Here is a 17662-nt window from a genome sequence, read left to right as displayed (position 1 = left end):
ATACTCGTTGCCAGAATAAACGCCGCACTGCGCCACATCAGAATAGCCCCTTGAAAGCGGCCGCCCCGGCAGGATCGGAAGAACCCGCCTGCTGACTCAGCGACCGCGCAAAAACAATTTGTCCAGCTCAGGCAGACTGAGCTGGGTCCAGGTCGGACGTCCGTGATTGCACTGCCCGGAACGCTCGGTGGCCTCCATCTCGCGCAGCAGTGCATTCATTTCGGTCACGCTCAACCGCCGGCCGGCGCGCACCGAACCATGACAGGCCATGGTCGCCAGCAAGGTGTTTTCCAGCTCCTGCAGGTGCCGTGAACTGCCGTTGGAGGCCAGATCGGCCAGCACATCACGGGCCAGCTGTGAGACATCGGTCCCTTCCAGCAAGGCGGGAATCCGGCGCACCACGATGGCCGAGGGTCCGCTGCGGGACAATTCCAGCCCCCATTCGGCCAGCGCCTCGGCATGCTCCTCCGCCGCCGCCGCCTCGCCCGCACTGACCGCCACCGCCAGAGGCACCAGCAACAGCTGCGAGCGCAGGGTGCTGGAAGTACGGCCGGCTTTCAACTTCTCATAGGTTATACGCTCATGCGCCGCATGCATGTCGACCAGGATAAGCCCCTGGCGATTTTCGGCCAGGATATAGATCTGCTTGAGCTGGGCCAGGGCAAAACCCAGCGGCGGGATATCCTCGTCGGCGCTGGCCGCCGGCATCGCGGGAACCGGTCCGGCGGATACAGGAATCGGCCGCGGCGCACCGGCCAGCGCCGTATAATCGGCCAGCGGCTGATCCCTCACGCCCAGACTCAGACGGCTTTGCGAGGCCGGCAACGCCCCCCATCCCGCCCGGCCGTCACCCACCGAGGCAGCGAGCCCGGCCGCAGGGGACGCTGTCCGCAGCACCGCCCCGCCCCCCTCTGCCGCCGAGGCAGCATTCTCGGATCCAGCCGTGTCGGGCAAGGCTCCGGCGCGGGTCTCGGCCAAGGCCTCGTGCAGGCTGCGGAACAGGAAGTCATGCACCAGCCGCTGCTCGCGAAAGCGCACCTCATGCTTGGCTGGATGTACATTCACGTCGACCCCTGCAGGGTCCAGCTCCAGATACAGCACGAAGGCCGGATGCCGACCATGGAACAGCACATCGGCATAGGCCTGCCTGACGGCATGGGCGATGATCTTGTCGCGGACCAGACGGCCGTTGACATAGAAGTACTGCGAATCGGCCATCGAGCGCGAAGCGGTAGGCAGCCCCACCCAGCCCGACAATTGCATGCCGGCCGCGGCATGATCGATCCGCAGGCTGCGTGCGGGAAACTCGGGGCCCAGTACCTCGGCCACCCGCAGCAGCCCCTGGTCCAGGGTATCGGCCGCACGCAGCAGGCGTACCGGCTTGCCATTGTGGCTGAGCCTGAACTCGACGCCACGGCGGGCCAGGGCCAGCGACTTCAGCAGATCGTCGATATGGGCGAATTCGGTGCGTTCGGCCCGCATAAACTTGCGGCGCGCCGGCACATTGTAAAAAAGGTCGCGGATTTCGACACTGCTGCCCACCGGATGCTGGGCCGGACGCACCGGCTGCAGTTTGCCGCCGTCGACCTCCAGCTGATGAGCCCGTTCCTGGCCTTGCAGGCGCGAAGTGAGGCGAAAGCGGCTGACCGAGGCAATCGAGGCCAGAGCTTCGCCACGGAAGCCCATGCTGGCGACGTGCTCGAGATCATCAAAGCTGGCGATCTTGCTGGTGGCATGGGCCGCCACCGCCAGCAGAAGATCTTCCTCGCCGATCCCGCCGCCGTCATCACGGACCCGGATCAGGCGCGAGCCACCCTGCTCGATATCCACCTCGATCCGGCGGGCGCCGGCATCGAGGCTGTTTTCCACCAGCTCCTTGACCACCGAAGAAGGGCGGTCGATCACTTCCCCGGCGGCGATCTGGTTGATCAGTTCGATCGGTAATGCACGTATCACTGTCATGCGCCTAGCTTAAGCAGGCCCCGATCAAGATGCTACCGGCCTGACGCCCCACCGCCGCGCGGGAGATGCGGCAGATCGCCGGCCGCGGCACACTTGAGCGGAGCAACATGACCCAACGCAATGCTCCCTCCCTTCGGCCATGCCTCGGATTGCAGCCGGCAAAGCAAGATTCGGCCGCTGGCCGCTTGCTCGAAGGTCCGTGCAGGAATGGCGCCGGCCGGCCCGGGCCGATCCTTGACTGGGGCGGGACAGACCTGCTGTCGAGGCCTGTCCCGCCCCATGCTCCCTGCCGGTCTCAGTGCAGCACAAAGCTGTTGTTGGCCCGGTCCGCATCCGGAATCTTCTGATCCGGATCCACCGTGACCTGACGAATCGCCTTGCCACCGGCCAGAGGCACCGAGATCCTGGCGCCACCCAGCCAGGCCTCGACCGGGACCGCCACCTCACGCCGGCTGCCATCGACATAGTCGACACGCAACGAGGTCGGCAGCACCAGCTTGTCCAGACTGGCCAGGGTCACCAGCGCCCCCTGCTCCGGTTTGCCCTGCACATAGCTGACACCCGTGACCGCGAAGTCCAGATTCCAGTTGTGCTCATACCAGCCCCGCCAGAACCAGGACAGGTCTTCGCCACCGGCACTTTCCATAAAGCGGAAGAAATCGGAGGGCGAGGGATGCTTGTAGGCCCAGGCGCGAATATAGGCCCGGAAAGCCGGGTCAAAGCGGTCACGACCGAGAATCTGCTCGCGCAGCAGCACCAGCCCCAGCGCCGGCTTGTAATAGCTGAGCGGATGGCGGTATTTGCCCACATCCATATCGGCACGATCCACGATATAGGGCGCCATCGGATCTTTCAGCACGCTCTGGATCTCTTCCACCGGATTGCCGCCGCCAGGCGCGTATTCGCCATCACGCTTGGGCGCGAACTCGCCATGATGGAAAGCGTCGTGGGCGTAGATGTCGATAAAGGTATTGAAACCCTCGTCCATCCATCCGTTGCGACGTTCGTTTGAGCCGACGATCATCGGAAACCAGGTGTGACCGATTTCATGAGTGGTAATCATGAACAGCTCTTTGCCGGCATCGGTATATCCGTCAAAGACCATGCCCGGGTATTCCATGCCCGCGCCATGTCCGGCCAGATTGATCGCCACCGGCCAGGGATAGGGGAACCACTGTTTCGAGAAGATCTCCACCGCCCCTTTCAGATACTCGGTGGAACGGTCCCAGCGATCCTTGCCCACGGCCTCGGCCGGATACACCGACATCGCCAGCGCCTGCTTGTGCTCGGGCAGATTGATGCGCGCCGCATCCCAGACGAAGGCACGGGAAGCCGCGAACACCACGTCCCGGGTATGCTTCATCTTGAAATGCCAGGTCAGCTCTCCGCCCTGGCGCGGACGGGTCGCGGCCTTGCCGACTTCGTCAGGGCGGATGATGTAGACCGTCTTGTCGCTGCTTCTTGCCTGCGCCAGCCTTGACTGCTCAGTGGCCGTCAAGACATCCCCGGGATTGACCAGTTCGCCCGAGCCCGCCACGATCATGTCGCTGGGTAAGGTCACCTGATAATCGAAGTCACCGTATTCCAGATAGAATTCACCCGTACCAAGATACGGCAGGGTGTCCCAGCCACGCAGGTCGTCATAGACTTCCATCCGTGGATACCACTGCGCGATCTCCTCGATCACGCCGGCCCGGGTCGGCGTGTGCGCAGTACGCCCGCCCCACGTACCGGGAATGTCGTAGCTGTACTGCAGATGCAGCTTGACCGCGCCGCCATGCGCCGCCACGGGCTGGGGAAGATCCACCCGCATGCGGGTGTCGTTCACCACATAGGGGACGGCCTGCCGGCTGCCATCGGCCAGTTCGACCTCAACCTTGGCCAGCCGGAAACCATCGGTGAAGTCGTTGCGCGGCCATGGCGAGGCCACGGTCGAACGGGCATCGCGCCGATAGATGTTCTGTTCCAGCTTGATCCACAGGGAACCGAGGTCATCCGGACTGTGATTGGTATAGCTGATGACCTCGTCACCGGTAAGCACATGGTGAACCGGATCCAGCCAGGCGTGCAGCTGGTAGTCGGCTCGATTCTGCCAGTACTCCGGGCCGGGCCGACCACTCCCCGAACGGTAGCTGTTCACCGACTGGGGCATGGCAAAAGGCGCAAAGGTCTCTCGCGGATCAAAGCCCTGGGCCGAAGGCTGCGTTGCGGCAAAAGCGCCGCTGCACAGAGACAGCAGCCCGAGAACGGCGCCGGCCAGCCGGCGTTGCGGTAAACGTGACATGTAGTTGGAATCCCCCTTGGTAACGTACTCCGACATCCTACCCGCAATACCGGCCACCGTCACAACAGGTTATCGCAGTGCAGCATCAAGTTTCGGGAATGGCCAGCACCGCACCGGCCTGCAGAATGCTTCCCTGAAGATGATTGACCGATCGCAAAGCCTCAGGACTGGTCCTGTAATCGCGCGCAATGCTGTTGAGGCTCTCGCCTTTCGCCACGCGATGCAATTCGCGGATGCCCGCATCTGCGGCCCTCGCCGGCACCCGATCCGGCGCGGCGACAGCTATCCGTACCGGCGCCGGTCGGACCGCCCTGGGTGAAAGCTTCCGCGCGGCGAACCAGGTCCCTTGCGGTGGGGTGCGCATGAAATAGTCACGCACCCCGCCCATGATGGCCTGGGCCAAAGCCTGCTGATGACGGGGGTCGCGCAGTTTCCGCTCTTCCCCCGGATTGCTGATGAAGGCCGTTTCAACCAGCAGCGAGGGGACGTCCGGCGAACGCAGGACCACGAAGTTGGCCCGCTCGACATAGCCTCGATGGGTGGGGCCCAACCGGCGCAAGGCCTTCAGCACATTCCCGGCAATCGCCTGGCCGGCCTCCAGCACATAGCCCTGCTGCAGATCCAGCAACACGGCGGCCAGGCTGCGGCTCTTGCCGTCCAAAGAGGCACCGCCGACCAGATCGGCGTTGTTTTCCCGATCAGCCAGGGTCCTGGCCGCCGCGTTGACCTTGCCCTTGGTCGACAACACCCATACCGAGGAACCTCGGGCATCGGTGCTGGTATAGGCGTCGGCATGAATGGAGACGAACAGGTCGGCATCGTGCTCGCGTGCCATCTGGAACCGACGCTCCAATGGCACGAAGCTATCATCATCACGGGTCATAAAAGCCTGCATGCCAGGCTGGCGGTTGATCGCCGCCGCCAGATACTTGGCCACGGCCAATGTGACATTCTTTTCCAGCGTACCGCCGGGCCCGTGCGAGCCCGGGTCCTTGCCGCCATGTCCGGCATCGACCATTACCACCACATTGCGCTGCGCACCCAGCATCGCCGCCGCATCCAGGGTGGCGGCGATGCCATGCAGCCGCGGACTCGCCGCGACTTTCGCTGCCGCCGCGGCCGAGCGACTCAGATCCAGTACCAGCCGATAGCCGTGTCCACCGGAAGGCGGCAGCAGAAATTCATGCAGATCGGCCGGATCCTGCAGATCCAGGCCCAGTCGCAATCCCGACGGTACCGTGTCGAGGCTGAGTCGACGCAACAAGCCCGAGGGCGTGATGCGGGCAACGCTCCCTCCGCGATGCACACTGGCCAGATCGACCTGGATACGGTTCAACTGCGGTGCGATCCGGTACTCAGGACGGGCATCGAACTCAAGCACCACCCGTGTCGACGCCGGCGTGGCCCAGCTGCGCAGTCCGGTCAATTCGGTGGCCATGGCCGCATCAGCAAGCAGCAGCGCGACGACCGCCGCAACGCCGCGTCGAAAGCGGCTTGATGTCAGCACCCAGTTCATGAGGGTATTGAACCCGATCAGCCGAATCACTTCAAGATCATTTCTTTTGTTTTCCGCAACATGCATGAACTTCCTGATGCAGATCATCAGCGGCGGAATCCGTCAGGGAGCGCGACCTGCCGTCGGCGAAGAAAGACGTTGAAGCAATTGCTGGAAAAAAGCCGGCTCCAGGTCGGCCCGCACAGGCACCAGCCAACTGTCGGCACCGACCAGACCACGGCATTTGACGGCGTCCTTGGCCGTCATCAGGATCGGCAGATCGTCGGCAAAACCGAAGTCATCGGCCACGAAATGGTGATGGTCGGCAAAAGCATGCTCGATCACCGTCATGCCCTGGTTTCGCAACATCTGGAAAAATCGCGGCGGATGACCGATCCCGGCGACGGCATGCACGGTTTGCCCGCGCCAGCTGCTCAACGGCCGGCACTCGTCCTGGGCGCCCAGCCTGAGCGCCTGATCGCCCTGCAATTTCATCAGCCATTCCCCGGCCTGCGGCGAGCCGCCATTGCAGACGCGAAAATCAGCTGCCAGGGCTCGCCGGGCCGGTTCTCGCAGCGGCCCGGCAGGCAGCAGCCAGCCATTGCCGAAGCGACGCACACCGTCGATCACGCAGATTTCTATATCGCGAGCCAGGCGATAATGCTGCAGGCCGTCATCGGCGAGAATCACATCGCAGCCCATCGCCAGCAGCAGCCAGGCCGCCGCGGGCCGATCCCGTCCGACCGCGACTTCGATACCGTTGTCACGGATCAGACAGGGTTCATCTCCATAGCGCGACGGATCCGCACCCGGGCCCAGCAAGGCCGGCGTCTGCTGACTGCCGCCGTAACCGCGACTGACGACCCCGGGACGATGACCTGCAGCCTGCAGCGCCAGGGCCAGGGCTATCGTCAGCGGTGTCTTGCCGGTTCCGCCGACGCTGACATTGCCGACCACGATCACCGGCACCGGCAGCCGCACCTGCTGCAAACGCCCTGTCCGATACAGTCGGCGACGCAGCGCCGTCACGATACCGAACAGGCCGGCCAGCGGACAGGCCCACCAGACAGGCCGGCGCGAATACCAGCCGGCCTGCAGGTGGCCGACGTCAATCGTCACCGGCGGCCTGCTCGCTGAACTGCATCTGATACAACGTTGCATAGCGACCATCCTGCCGCATCAACTGGCCGTGGGTGCCTTGCTCGATCACCCTTCCCTGCTCCATCACCACGATCTGGTCGGCCCCTTCGATGGTCGACAGGCGATGAGCGATCACCAGGGTGGTCCGATCCTTGATCAGCCGCTGCAGGGCCTGCTGGATAAGGCGCTCGGACTCGGTATCCAGCGCACTGGTCGCCTCATCCAGGATCAGGATCGGCGCGTCCTTCAAAATGGCCCGTGCGATGGCGATACGCTGCCGCTGACCGCCGGAAAGCAAGTGGCCGCCCTCGCCGATCGGGGTCTGCAGTCCAAGCGGCAGATCGCGGATGAACTCCATGGCATTGGCCGCCTCCGCCGCCGCCACAATGCGTTCCTCGCTGGCACTGGCCAGTTCGCCGTAAGCGATATTGGCGGCCACGGTATCGTCGAACAGCATCACATGCTGACCGACCCAGGCAATCTGCCGACGCAGGCTGGAGAGGGTGTACTCCTCAAGCGGCACCCCATCCAGCAACACTTGGCCGTGATCCGGAACACTGAAGCGTGGCAGGAGGCTGACCAGCGTACTCTTGCCGCTGCCCGAGCGCCCGACCAGAGCCGTCACTTTCCCGCGTGGACAGATCAGATCGAGATTGTCGATCGCGGGGTGATCGGCCCCCGGATAGGTCAGACCCACATGACGGAACACGATCTCGCCCTCGGCCCGCCGCAACTCATGCCGCCCCTGATCGGGTTCGGCAGGCGTGTCCATGATCTGGAACAACTCGTCTGCGGCCACCACCCCGCTCTGGATGGTGGACTGCACCCCGGCCAACCGCTTCAAAGGCGCCAGCAAACCAGCCATGGCCATCAATACGGCCATAAATGTACCTGAAGTCATGTGCCCGCCGGCAAGCATCGCCGGACGGGTTGCCAGCAGAATGATCGCGGCCAATGCGATGGCGGCCGTCATCTGCATACCTGCGCTTGAAATGGCCCCGGTAGAAGCGATTTTCAGCTCCAGGCGCGCGGTCAGCTGCGAGACTCTGTCAAAGCGCTCGCTCTCCTTGCCCTGCCCTCCGTAGATGCGGATTTCGCGTCGCCCGCCGATGGCCTCCGATACACTGCTGGCCACATTGCCCATATTGCCCTGAATACGCTTGCTGTATCGCCGATAGCGACGACTGATCACAGTAACGACCAAGGCCAGAGTCGGCAGCATCACCAACAGCGCCAACGTCAGGTAGGCGCTGTTCCACAGCATCACGCCCAACATGCCCAGAACGGTGGCACCGTCCGTAATCAGCACTTTCACTGCATTGGTGGAGGCCTGGGCCACCTGCTCGCAGGTGTAGGCGATGCGACTGATCTGATGACCGGAGGCTTCCTTTGCAAAGAACTCATTGGGCAGACGCAGATACGCATCGAACACGTTCTTGCGCATGGCCTGCACTACATGCCGGCTGATATAGGCCATCCCGAAATCGGAGGCGTAGGATCCAATGCCGCGCAGAATCGCAATCGTCAGTATCCCCCCCAGCATCCAGTGCAGCAGGCTGATGTCGGGCCGCGGGAAAAGGTCATTGACCATGGACTTGATCATCGCCGAGAAGGCGGTCAGACCACCGGCATCGATCAACATGCCGAGCATGGCAAGCACACCGACCAGCCAATAGGTCCCGCTGTAGGTCAGCAGTCGCCGATAGGTCTTGAGAATGGTTCTGAAATCGCTGCGGTGTCCGGTCTTGCTCATCGGTGCTCCGGATGGACGGGGGTGGTGGCGATCGACAAGCGCGCAAAACCGAGCTGGCCCAAGGCATCCATGGCTTTCACCACATCCTGATGCGAAGTCAGCGCATCAGCCTGGAGCAGAACAGGAGCATGCCGATCCGTACCTGCGGCGGCGAGAATCGCGTCCTTCAAGGCCTTCATATCATCACCTTGCACCGCAGTACCGCCGACATAATCGCGGCCGTCACGGTCGATGACCACCAGCAAGGGCGAGGCATCCGCTGCCGGTTGCGGACTGGCCTTGGGCAGGGTGACCTGCATGCCATGCTGCCTGACAAAAGTGGTGGTCAGCACAAAAAACATCAACAACGTCAGCAGGACGTCAATCAGGGAAATCACGTTGATTTCAAACTCATCCCGGCGTCGGCCAGTACCTATACGCATCTCACCTGCCCTCCCCGACTCATGGCGCGGATGCAGCGCTTCGCGGACGGGCCCGCCGGGCAGCGGCGGCCGTGACCAGATCCAGCACGCGGGCAGCCTGCTGCTCCATCTCGACGACATAGCCATCGATTCGTGCCCGGTACCATCGATGCAGCACGTAGGCCGGAATCGCCACTACCAGACCGCCTGCCGTGCAGATCAGCGCTTCGCCGATGCCTCCGGCCATCTGGCCGGGGTCACCGATGCCCGCACCCATCACCGTCATGAACATCCGGACCAGCCCGATCACCGTGCCCAGCAGTCCGAGCAGAGGCGCGATCAAGGCGATCGTGCCCAGACCGCTCAAATGTCGCTCCAACCGGAACACCACATGCCGGCCAGTATCTTCCAGGCGCTCCTTGATCTGCTCGCGCGGCCGATCACGGGCTTCCAACGCCGACGCCAGCAGCTGCCCCAGAGGCGAGGCCGCGGCCAGCGACTGCAGGTGAGCAGGGTCGACAATGCCGGACTGGATCCAGCGCGCCACCTCATCGGCGAGACCCGGCGGCATCACGGCCTGCCGCCGCAAGGCCCAGGCCCGTTCGATGGCTACCGCCAGCACCCAGGCCGAACACAGCAGAATCGGCCATACCGCCCAGCCACCAGCCATTACTAATTGCAGCACACGCGCTCCCGGAATCCCGTCAGGCCTGAATCAAGACCGCGCATGATAGCAGCGTTCCAGCTCCCTGCCTCGAGATGCCGGATTCCCGCACGCAGGCACCGTCATCGTGCCCCGGTCGCCAACAGTCATTCCCGCCAGTAACGACGCTGCCGCTGTCGCCAGCTCAGAGGCGGGCGTAAACCACCTTCTGGCGGCACATCGAACTGCAAGGCGCCGGTTTCGGCCGTATTCCACACCTGAATGCCACGCTGTCGATAGCGGGCGATCACGCTGGGATGGGGATGCCCGAACGGGTTGCGCCAACCGGCTGAAACCCAGGCAAGACCCGGCCGCAGCGCATCAAGCAAGGCCGGCCCCGAGGCGCTGCGGCTGCCGTGATGCGGCACCTGAAGCAACATCGCCGGCTGCGCCCGCAAGGCACCGGCCAGCGCCAGCTCCTGCGCGCGCCCCACATCTCCGGTCAGCAGCAATCCGCCGCCCGACCCGGTGATCTGCACCACGCAGGAGCGCGCATTGCCGGCATGTACCCGCCCCGCCAGCTGCCCGTCATCCGCCGGTGCCAGCACCCGAAACATCACCCCGTCCCAGCGCCAGTTCTGCCCCGCATGACAGGATCGACTGGCATAGCGCATCCGTGCCGGCTCGCCCGACAGCCGGCGAGCCGCCGGAAAGGCCTGCGCCACGGCCACGGCACCGCCCGCATGATCGTTGTCTCCATGACTGATGATCAGCAGATCCAATGGCGCCGCGCCACTGGCGTGGATCGCCGGCACTACCACCGCCGCCCCCAGATCGTAGCCGGACGGATAGCGGGCGCCGGCATCATAGGCCATCAGATGGTGTCGGGTCTCCACCAGCACGGCCAGCCCCTGGCCCACATCCAGCGCCCAGATCCTGAAGCCGCCCGGCGCCGGCCGGCCCACCGGCGGCCACAGCAACGGGGCCAGCAACAGCATCCCCGCCCATCGCAATGGCAAGCCGCGCGGCAGCCACAGCCAGACCACGCCCAAGGTTCCCAGCCCCAGCGCGGCCAGATCCGGCACCGGCGGATGCCAGTGCGCACCCGGCCAGCGACCCAGCCACTGCAGCAGCCACCACAAGCCGTCCGTGACCAGTGCCGCCGGCCAAAGCAGGATCAGGGCAGCGGACGTTCCCAGCCATAGCAGCGGCAGACTGAGCAGGACCAGCGGCACGACCACGAAGCTGATCAGCGGCACGGCCAGCAGATTGGAAACCGCACCGACCCAGGAGGCCTCGCCAAAGAACCACAAGGTCAAGGGCAACATCGATGCTGTCATCAGCCATTGCCCCCGAGTCATCTCCTTCACTTGCGCCATCAGTCCGTGACCGTTCTCCTGCAGCCCGTACATCAGCAGGCCGACGCCGACGAACGACAGCCAGAATCCGGCGCCCAGGCTGGCGGGCGGATCCACCAGCAGCACGGCCGCCAAGGCCAGCAGCAAACCGGTAGCCGGACGAGTGGCCCGTCGCAGACTGCGAAACAGCATCGCCGCCGCCATCATCAGCAAGGTACGGACACAGGGAATGCCGAATCCGGCCAGCGCGCAATAGGCTGCCGCAAACACCAGCATCGCGGTCTGAGTAGCCAGCGGCCGCGGCCAGCGCAACCCCCAGCCGGGAAAGCAGCGATACAACCCCTGCAGCAGCATCGCTCCCAGCCAGCCGGCCATGCCGACATGGAACCCCGAAATCGCGATCAGATGCGGAATGCCGTTGGCTCGCGCCACACTCCAGTCCGCCTCGCTCAAACCCCGAATATCGCCGACAGCAAAGGCCCGCAGCAGGGCCGCGGCGTGACGACCAGGCAGCTGTCCCGCGATCCCCTCGGCCAGCCGCGCCCGCAGTCCGTCGATACAGACGCTCCGCCCCTGCCGGCGGGCCATGCCCGGATCGCGGACATAGCCCACCGCATGCAGGCCGTGCTCCAGGGCCGAGCGTTCACTGTCGGCGGTGCCGGGATTGATCAGACCGCGCGGCCGGCGCAATCGCAGCTGCAACCGCCAATGCTGGCAAGGCTGCAAAGGCGGCGCCCGATACCAGCTGACGCGCACCCGGCCATGCCAAGGAGGCTGCCCCCTCAAGCTGTGCACATCCATCAGAAAACGGGTGGCGCCGGGCTGAACCTGCGGCAGATCAATGATCTGACCGCGCATCCAGACATCACGCCCTTCCCATGCACGCGGCCAGCGCGCATCCATGCCTGCCTGGCCCCAGCAGGCCGCCCAGCAGATACTGGCCACGGCACAGGCCGGCCACCAGCTGCGTGGTCCGGCCAGCAGCGCCAGCAGACCTGCCAGCAGCATCAATCCGAGGCTCAGCCACACCGGCCACAGGCGGGGCAGCCACTGCACCGCGAGCACCCCGGCCAACAAGGTCAGCGTCGCTCGCGGCGGCGTCAATCCGGACCCGCGCCCCACCATCATGCCCTGCCTCCCTCCGGCTGATCCGTCTCGGAGTGGCGACATGGGCTTGCCTGATCACCTCCGGATCAGGGCAGTTTGCCGCGGCAGTTCAGCCGGCGACGTCAGCCTCGGCCGCGACGGGCTGTAGTACCCCGCTGACCAGCTCCAGGGTGCGATCCATGCGGCGGGCCAGCCGACGGTCATGGGTGACCAGGATCAGGGCCGTGCCGATTTCCCGATTCAGCTCCAGCATCAGCTGATAGACCTGCGCCGCATTGGATTCGTCCAGATTGCCGGTGGGCTCGTCACCGAGCACCACCGCCGGCCGCGTCACCAGCGCTCGCGCAATGGCACAGCGCTGACGTTCGCCGCCGGACAGCTCGGCCGAACGATGCTCCAGTCGATGACCGAGGCCGACCCGCTGCAACAAGGCCGTCGCCTCCTCGCGTGCCGCCGGAATCGACTCGCCGCGAATCAGCAACGGCATCGCCACATTCTCCAGGGCGGTGAATTCCGGCAGCAGATGATGAAACTGGTAGATAAAGCCCATCGAGTGATTGCGGACCTTGCCGCGGGCCGCATCCGACAGGCTCGACAGCTTGCGGCCATCCACCTCGACTTCGCCATGGCTCAAGGTATCGAGGCCACCCAGGATATGCAGCAAGGTGCTCTTGCCGGAACCCGAGGCGCCGACGATGGCGAGCGTCTCTCCGCGCCGCAGCTCGAAGCTGACATGTTGCAGCACCGGCGTCTGCATCGCCCCTTCCTGATAGACCTTGCCGACATCGTCGGCACGCACGATCACCCGATTATCCATCTCGTAACGCTTATTCATAACGCAAGGCCTGCGCAGGCTGGGTCCGCGAGGCGCGCCACGCCGGATAAATCGTCGCCAGCAGGGCGAACAGAAAGGTCACCACGGCCACGGCCAGCACATCCACCGGATCCAGGCGACTGGGCACCTCGCTGATGTAATACACGTCCGGAGACAGGAAGGTGACATGGAAGATCCGCTCGATCAGCTTGACGATCGCCGGCACCTGCCAGGACAGCAGACACCCCAGGCTGACCCCCAGCGCGATTCCCACCACACCGACCAGCACCCCTTGCACCATGAAGGTGCCCATGATGCTGCGCGGGGTCGAACCCAGGGTGCGCAGAATCGCGATCTCGGCCTGCTTGTCGGTGACCAGCATCATCAGCATCGACACCAGGTTGATCACCGCCACCAGCACGATCAGCGAGAGGATGATGAACATCACCTTCTTCTCCATGGCCAGTGCCGAGAAGAAATTGCTGTTGTCATCCATCCAGGTCGATACGAAAACCTGCGGCCCCAGCCCGTTCTGCAACTGCCTGGCCACCTGGGCGGCACGGTTCATGTCGTCAAGCTGGACCCGGATGCCGCCCGGACCGTGGATGCCTTGCAAGGCCTCGGCATCATGGATATCGATCAGCGCCATGTTGGCGTCATATTCCTCCATGCCCAGGGCATAGATGCCACTGACGGTAAAGCTGCGGGTCACCGGCAGACTTCCGGTCAAAGGCGAGGAATGCATGCGCGGAATCACCACCAGCACCTTGTCCCCCACGGCAAGGCCGAGCTTGGTGGCCAGGTCATTGCCCAGCAGAATATGCCAGCTCCCTGGCTGCAGGCTCTGGAACTGGCCGGTCACCATATGGGCATTGAAGGCTGACACCTGTGGCTCGATGGCAGGATCCACGCCACGGATCTGTGCACCGGTGGAACCGCGACCGGCCAGAAAACTCTGCAATTCGAGATACGGTGCTGCACCCACCACGTGAGGCAGCTTGCGGACCTCGGCGAGATCCTGCTGCCAGGCCGGCAAAGCCTCGCCAGGATAGGCACTGATGGTGACATGCGAGACGGCACCCAGAATCCTTGATCGCAATTGGTAGTCGAACCCGTTCATCACCGACATCACCGTGATCAGCGCCATCACGCTGATCGTGATGCAGACGATGGAAACCACCGAGATGAACGAAATGAACTGGCTGCGACGTCTGGCGCGGGCGTAACGCAGGCCGATAAAGAGCTCGAGCGGTCGGAACATGCAGTGGGGCCGATACGGGAACGTAGCCGCATACAATAGCATTCAGGCCGCCGTCGCAGGCAGGCCTCATGAAGCCGGTTCAGGCCAGCGGATGCTGATGGGCGGCTTTCTCGACCCGGGTCAGTGCCAGTCGCGCCCGCAACCGGCGCAGGGTGGCTGCCCGCATATTGTCCGGCCCCAGCCACAGCCCGCATCGCCGATCCGGAGCCTGAAGCTCCACTACCAGCCAGGACCCCAGCCGCCAACTCCGACGCAAGCTCCACTCCGCCTCATCCGGATGACCCGCCGCCAGCAGCCAGCGGGCATCCGCCAGCCATACCACGGGCATGGGCGCGACCGGTATTCGACGGCCGACGACGACACGCCAGAACACCATGCCATCCAGCAGGACGCTAACCCAGCCGGGGGCACCACTCAACCAAGGACTGATCGCCGCCACGACGGCAATCAGGCAGCCCCCTCGCCGGATCCGGCGGGATGGCCTGAAATCAAAGCTGATGATGGGCGCGGATGGCATCAATGATCCGTTGCCAATCGGCACGCGGCGGCCGGGCATGCCCCATCACCCAGTCCCAGAGATCAGGGTCCTGCGCCTCCATCAGCGCATCGAAGGCCTGCCGCGTCTCGGCCTCTGCCAGCCAGTAGTTCCGTTCCAGCCAGCCGCCGAACAGCCGATCCAGCTCGCGGGTGCCACGCCGGCAACGCCACTGCAGCCGCTTGAACCGGGCCTCGTCGCTTGCATCAAGATTTGCATTCATGGTCTCAGCCTACACCGGATACGTCACGGGCAGCCTGCAGGCTGCCCGTGAGGATGTGCACCTGCCGTCAGTGATCAGCCGGTCCGCCGCTCGACGATCAGCTTCTTGATTTCGGCAATGGCCTTGGCCGGATTCAGACCCTTGGGGCAGGTCCGCGCGCAATTCATGATGGTATGGCAGCGATACAGCTTGAACGGATCCTCCAGATCATCCAGCCGGCTGCCGGTATCCTCGTCACGCGAATCCACCACCCAGCGATAAGCCTGCAGCAAAATCGCCGGCCCCAGATAACGATCACCGTTCCACCAGTAGCTTGGGCAGCTGGTCGAGCAGCAGGCGCAAAGGATGCACTCGTAGAGACCGTCCAGCTTCTTGCGGTCATCCGGCGACTGCAGCCGCTCCTTGTCCGCCGGAGCCGGACTCTGGGTCCGCAGCCAGGGCTTGATCGAGGAGAACTGGGCATAGAAATGGGTCAGATCCGGCACCAGATCCTTGACCACCGGCATATGCGGCAGCGGATAGATCTTGACATCGCCGGAGCCGCATTCGCCGATCGCCTTGGTGCAGGCCAGCGTGTTGGTGCCATCGATATTCATCGCACAGGAGCCGCAGATGCCTTCCCGGCAGCTGCGACGCAAGGACAAGGTCGGATCGATCTCGTTCTTGATCTTCAGCAAGGCGTCCAGCACCATCGGCCCGCAGGTCGCCAGATCGACCTCATAGGTATCGATGCGCGGGTTCTTGCCGTCTTCCGGCGTCCAGCGATAGATCCGGAAGGTGCGAGGCTGCTTTGCACCCTGGGCGGCAAAATGCTTGCCCTGCTGGATCTTGGAGTTCTTGGGTAGTGAAAACTCGGCCACGTTTGCCTCTCCAGTCCGGTTGACTCAATACACGCGCTTTTTGGGCGGAACGACGTCGACATCGGACGTCAGGGTATACATGTGCACCGGCCGGAAATCGAAACCGGCACGCCCCTGCGCATCCACCGACACCAGCGTGTGCTTCTGCCAGTTGTGGTCATCGCGATCCGGGAAATCCTCGTGCGCATGCGCGCCGCGGCTCTCGTGACGCTGCTCGGCCGAGTACATGGTCGCCACGGCTTGCGGCAGCAGGTTCGACAGTTCGAGGGTCTCGGTCAGATCGGTATTCCACACCAGCGACCGATCGCTGACCGAAACATCCTTGAAGGAGTCGTAGATCTTCGAGATCTTGCCGCACCCCTCTTTCAAGGTCTGGCTGGTACGGAATACCGCCGCGTCGGACTGCATCGTGCGCTGCATTTCGGCGCGGATCTTCGCCGTCGGCAGGCCACCCTTGGCGTGACGCAGATCATCGAAACGCCCCAAGGCCTTGTCCAGCGCACTGGCCGGAAGATCCTTGTGGGCCTGACCAGGCTTGATCAGCTCCGCGCAACGATGTGACACGGCGCGACCAAATACCACCAGATCCAGCAGTGAATTGGAGCCCAGACGATTGGCACCATGCACCGACACGCAGGCCGCTTCGCCGATAGCGAACAGACCGGGCACCACGGCATCGACATCATCGCCGCGCTTCTGCACCACTTCACCGTGGTAATTGGTCGGAATACCGCCCATGTTGTAATGCACGGTCGGGATCACCGGAATCGGCTCCTTGGTCACGTCCACGCCGGCAAAGATGCGCGCCGACTCGGCAATGCCGGGCAGACGCTCATGGATCACGTTCGCACCCAGATGCATCAGATTGATATGGATGTGATCCTTGTGCTCGCCGACACCACGACCTTCGCGGATCTCCATGGTCATCGCGCGACTGACCACGTCGCGGGAAGCGAGATCCTTGGCGTTCGGGGCATAGCGCTCCATGAAGCGCTCCCCCTTGGAATTGGTCAGATAGCCGCCCTCGCCACGCACGCCTTCGGTGATCAGGCAGCCGGCACCATAGATGCCGGTAGGATGGAACTGCACGAACTCCATGTCCTGCAGCGCCAGACCCGCACGCAGCACCATGCCACCGCCATCGCCCGTACAGGTATGGGCCGAGGTTGCACTGAAGTAGGCGCGGCCATAGCCGCCGGTCGCCAGCACCACCGCGTGACCGCGGAACACGTGCAAGGTGCCCTCGTTCATGTCCAGGGCCAATACACCGCGACAGACACCCTCTTCGTCGAAGATCAGATCGATCGCGAAATACTCGATGAAGAAGGTCGCGTCATGCGCCAACGCCTGCTGATACAAGGTATGCAGGATGGCGTGACCGGTACGATCGGCGGCGGCGCAGGTGCGCTGGGCCGTACCCTTGCCGTAATGCGTGGTCATGCCACCGAAGGGGCGCTGATAGATCTTGCCCTCCTCGGTACGCGAGAACGGAACGCCGTAGTGCTCCAGCTCGATGATCGCGGGAATCGCCTCGCGACACATGTATTCGATGCTGTCCTGATCGCCCAGCCAGTCCGAACCTTTGATGGTGTCGTAGAAATGGAAACGCCAGTCGTCTTCGCCCATATTGCCCAATGCGGCGGAAATGCCGCCCTGGGCCGCCACGGTATGCGAGCGGGTGGGAAACACCTTGGTAATGCAGGCGGCCTTCAGACCTTTCTCGGCCAGGCCGAAGGTGGCACGCAGCCCTGCGCCACCGGCACCGACCACGATGACGTCATATTTGTGCTGCTGGATCTTGTAGCTTTCCATCGACTTATTGCTCC

The 17662-nt window shown here is 63.9% G+C and carries 14 protein-coding genes; all 14 read right to left on the bottom strand.

The features are described from left to right. Window positions 1-96 precede the first annotated feature (96 nt). Entirely contained in the window at window positions 97-1962 is a 1866-nt protein-coding gene (gene mutL / locus FRAAU_RS08190) for a DNA mismatch repair endonuclease MutL (protein ID WP_014403077.1), read from the bottom strand. A gap of 295 nt (window positions 1963-2257) precedes the next feature. Beyond that, on the bottom strand, window positions 2258-4246 hold the full coding sequence (locus tag FRAAU_RS08185; protein WP_041270476.1) for a M1 family metallopeptidase: 1989 nt from the start codon (window positions 4244-4246) through the stop codon (window positions 2258-2260). Window positions 4247-4331: 85 nt separating this feature from the next. Next, window positions 4332-5792, bottom strand: coding sequence for an N-acetylmuramoyl-L-alanine amidase (locus FRAAU_RS08180; protein ID WP_245546457.1), 1461 nt, complete (start codon window positions 5790-5792; stop codon window positions 4332-4334). A 72-nt stretch (window positions 5793-5864) separates the two neighbouring features. After that, window positions 5865-6902, bottom strand: a complete 1038-nt coding sequence (gene lpxK / locus FRAAU_RS08175) for a tetraacyldisaccharide 4'-kinase (protein WP_014403074.1) — start codon at window positions 6900-6902, stop codon at window positions 5865-5867. Then, window positions 6850-8634 carry a lipid A export permease/ATP-binding protein MsbA gene (msbA, locus tag FRAAU_RS08170; RefSeq protein WP_014403073.1) on the bottom strand — a complete coding sequence of 595 codons (1785 nt, stop codon included), beginning with the start codon at window positions 8632-8634 and terminating at the stop codon, window positions 6850-6852. Before msbA ends, lpxK begins: the two co-directional genes overlap by 53 nt. Then, the gene (locus FRAAU_RS08165) at window positions 8631-9056 is read right to left on the bottom strand and encodes an ExbD/TolR family protein (protein ID WP_014403072.1); all 426 of its coding nucleotides are present in this window, start codon (window positions 9054-9056) and stop codon (window positions 8631-8633) included. The genes msbA and FRAAU_RS08165 overlap by 4 nt, the downstream gene beginning before the upstream one ends. 19 nt (window positions 9057-9075) lie before the next feature. Next, window positions 9076-9720, bottom strand: a complete 645-nt coding sequence (locus tag FRAAU_RS08160) for a MotA/TolQ/ExbB proton channel family protein (RefSeq protein WP_014403071.1) — start codon at window positions 9718-9720, stop codon at window positions 9076-9078. Window positions 9721-9845: 125 nt separating this feature from the next. Then, window positions 9846-12164 (bottom strand): DNA internalization-related competence protein ComEC/Rec2, encoded by a 2319-nt coding sequence (locus FRAAU_RS08155; RefSeq protein WP_014403070.1) that lies wholly within the window; start codon window positions 12162-12164, stop codon window positions 9846-9848. A gap of 88 nt (window positions 12165-12252) precedes the next feature. Then, window positions 12253-12978, bottom strand: coding sequence for a lipoprotein-releasing ABC transporter ATP-binding protein LolD (gene lolD / locus FRAAU_RS08150; protein ID WP_014403069.1), 726 nt, complete (start codon window positions 12976-12978; stop codon window positions 12253-12255). After that, the gene (locus FRAAU_RS08145) at window positions 12971-14218 is read right to left on the bottom strand and encodes a lipoprotein-releasing ABC transporter permease subunit (protein WP_041270472.1); all 1248 of its coding nucleotides are present in this window, start codon (window positions 14216-14218) and stop codon (window positions 12971-12973) included. The genes lolD and FRAAU_RS08145 overlap by 8 nt, the downstream gene beginning before the upstream one ends. A 79-nt stretch (window positions 14219-14297) precedes the next feature. Continuing rightward, window positions 14298-14735, bottom strand: a complete 438-nt coding sequence (locus FRAAU_RS08140; protein WP_014403067.1) for a protein YgfX — start codon at window positions 14733-14735, stop codon at window positions 14298-14300. After that, the gene (locus FRAAU_RS08135; RefSeq protein ID WP_014403066.1) at window positions 14707-14976 is read right to left on the bottom strand and encodes an FAD assembly factor SdhE; all 270 of its coding nucleotides are present in this window, start codon (window positions 14974-14976) and stop codon (window positions 14707-14709) included. The genes FRAAU_RS08140 and FRAAU_RS08135 overlap by 29 nt, the downstream gene beginning before the upstream one ends. Before the next feature lie 74 nt (window positions 14977-15050). Continuing rightward, complete coding sequence (locus FRAAU_RS08130) at window positions 15051-15836, bottom strand: succinate dehydrogenase iron-sulfur subunit (RefSeq protein ID WP_014403065.1); 786 nt, start codon at window positions 15834-15836, stop codon at window positions 15051-15053. A 24-nt stretch (window positions 15837-15860) separates the two neighbouring features. Then, window positions 15861-17648, bottom strand: a complete 1788-nt coding sequence (gene sdhA, locus FRAAU_RS08125; RefSeq protein ID WP_014403064.1) for a succinate dehydrogenase flavoprotein subunit — start codon at window positions 17646-17648, stop codon at window positions 15861-15863. Window positions 17649-17662 lie beyond the last annotated feature (14 nt).

This window comes from Frateuria aurantia DSM 6220, assembly GCF_000242255.2.
GTDB lineage: Bacteria > Pseudomonadota > Gammaproteobacteria > Xanthomonadales > Rhodanobacteraceae > Frateuria > Frateuria aurantia.
This window is presented reverse-complemented; position numbering and strand designations above follow the sequence as displayed.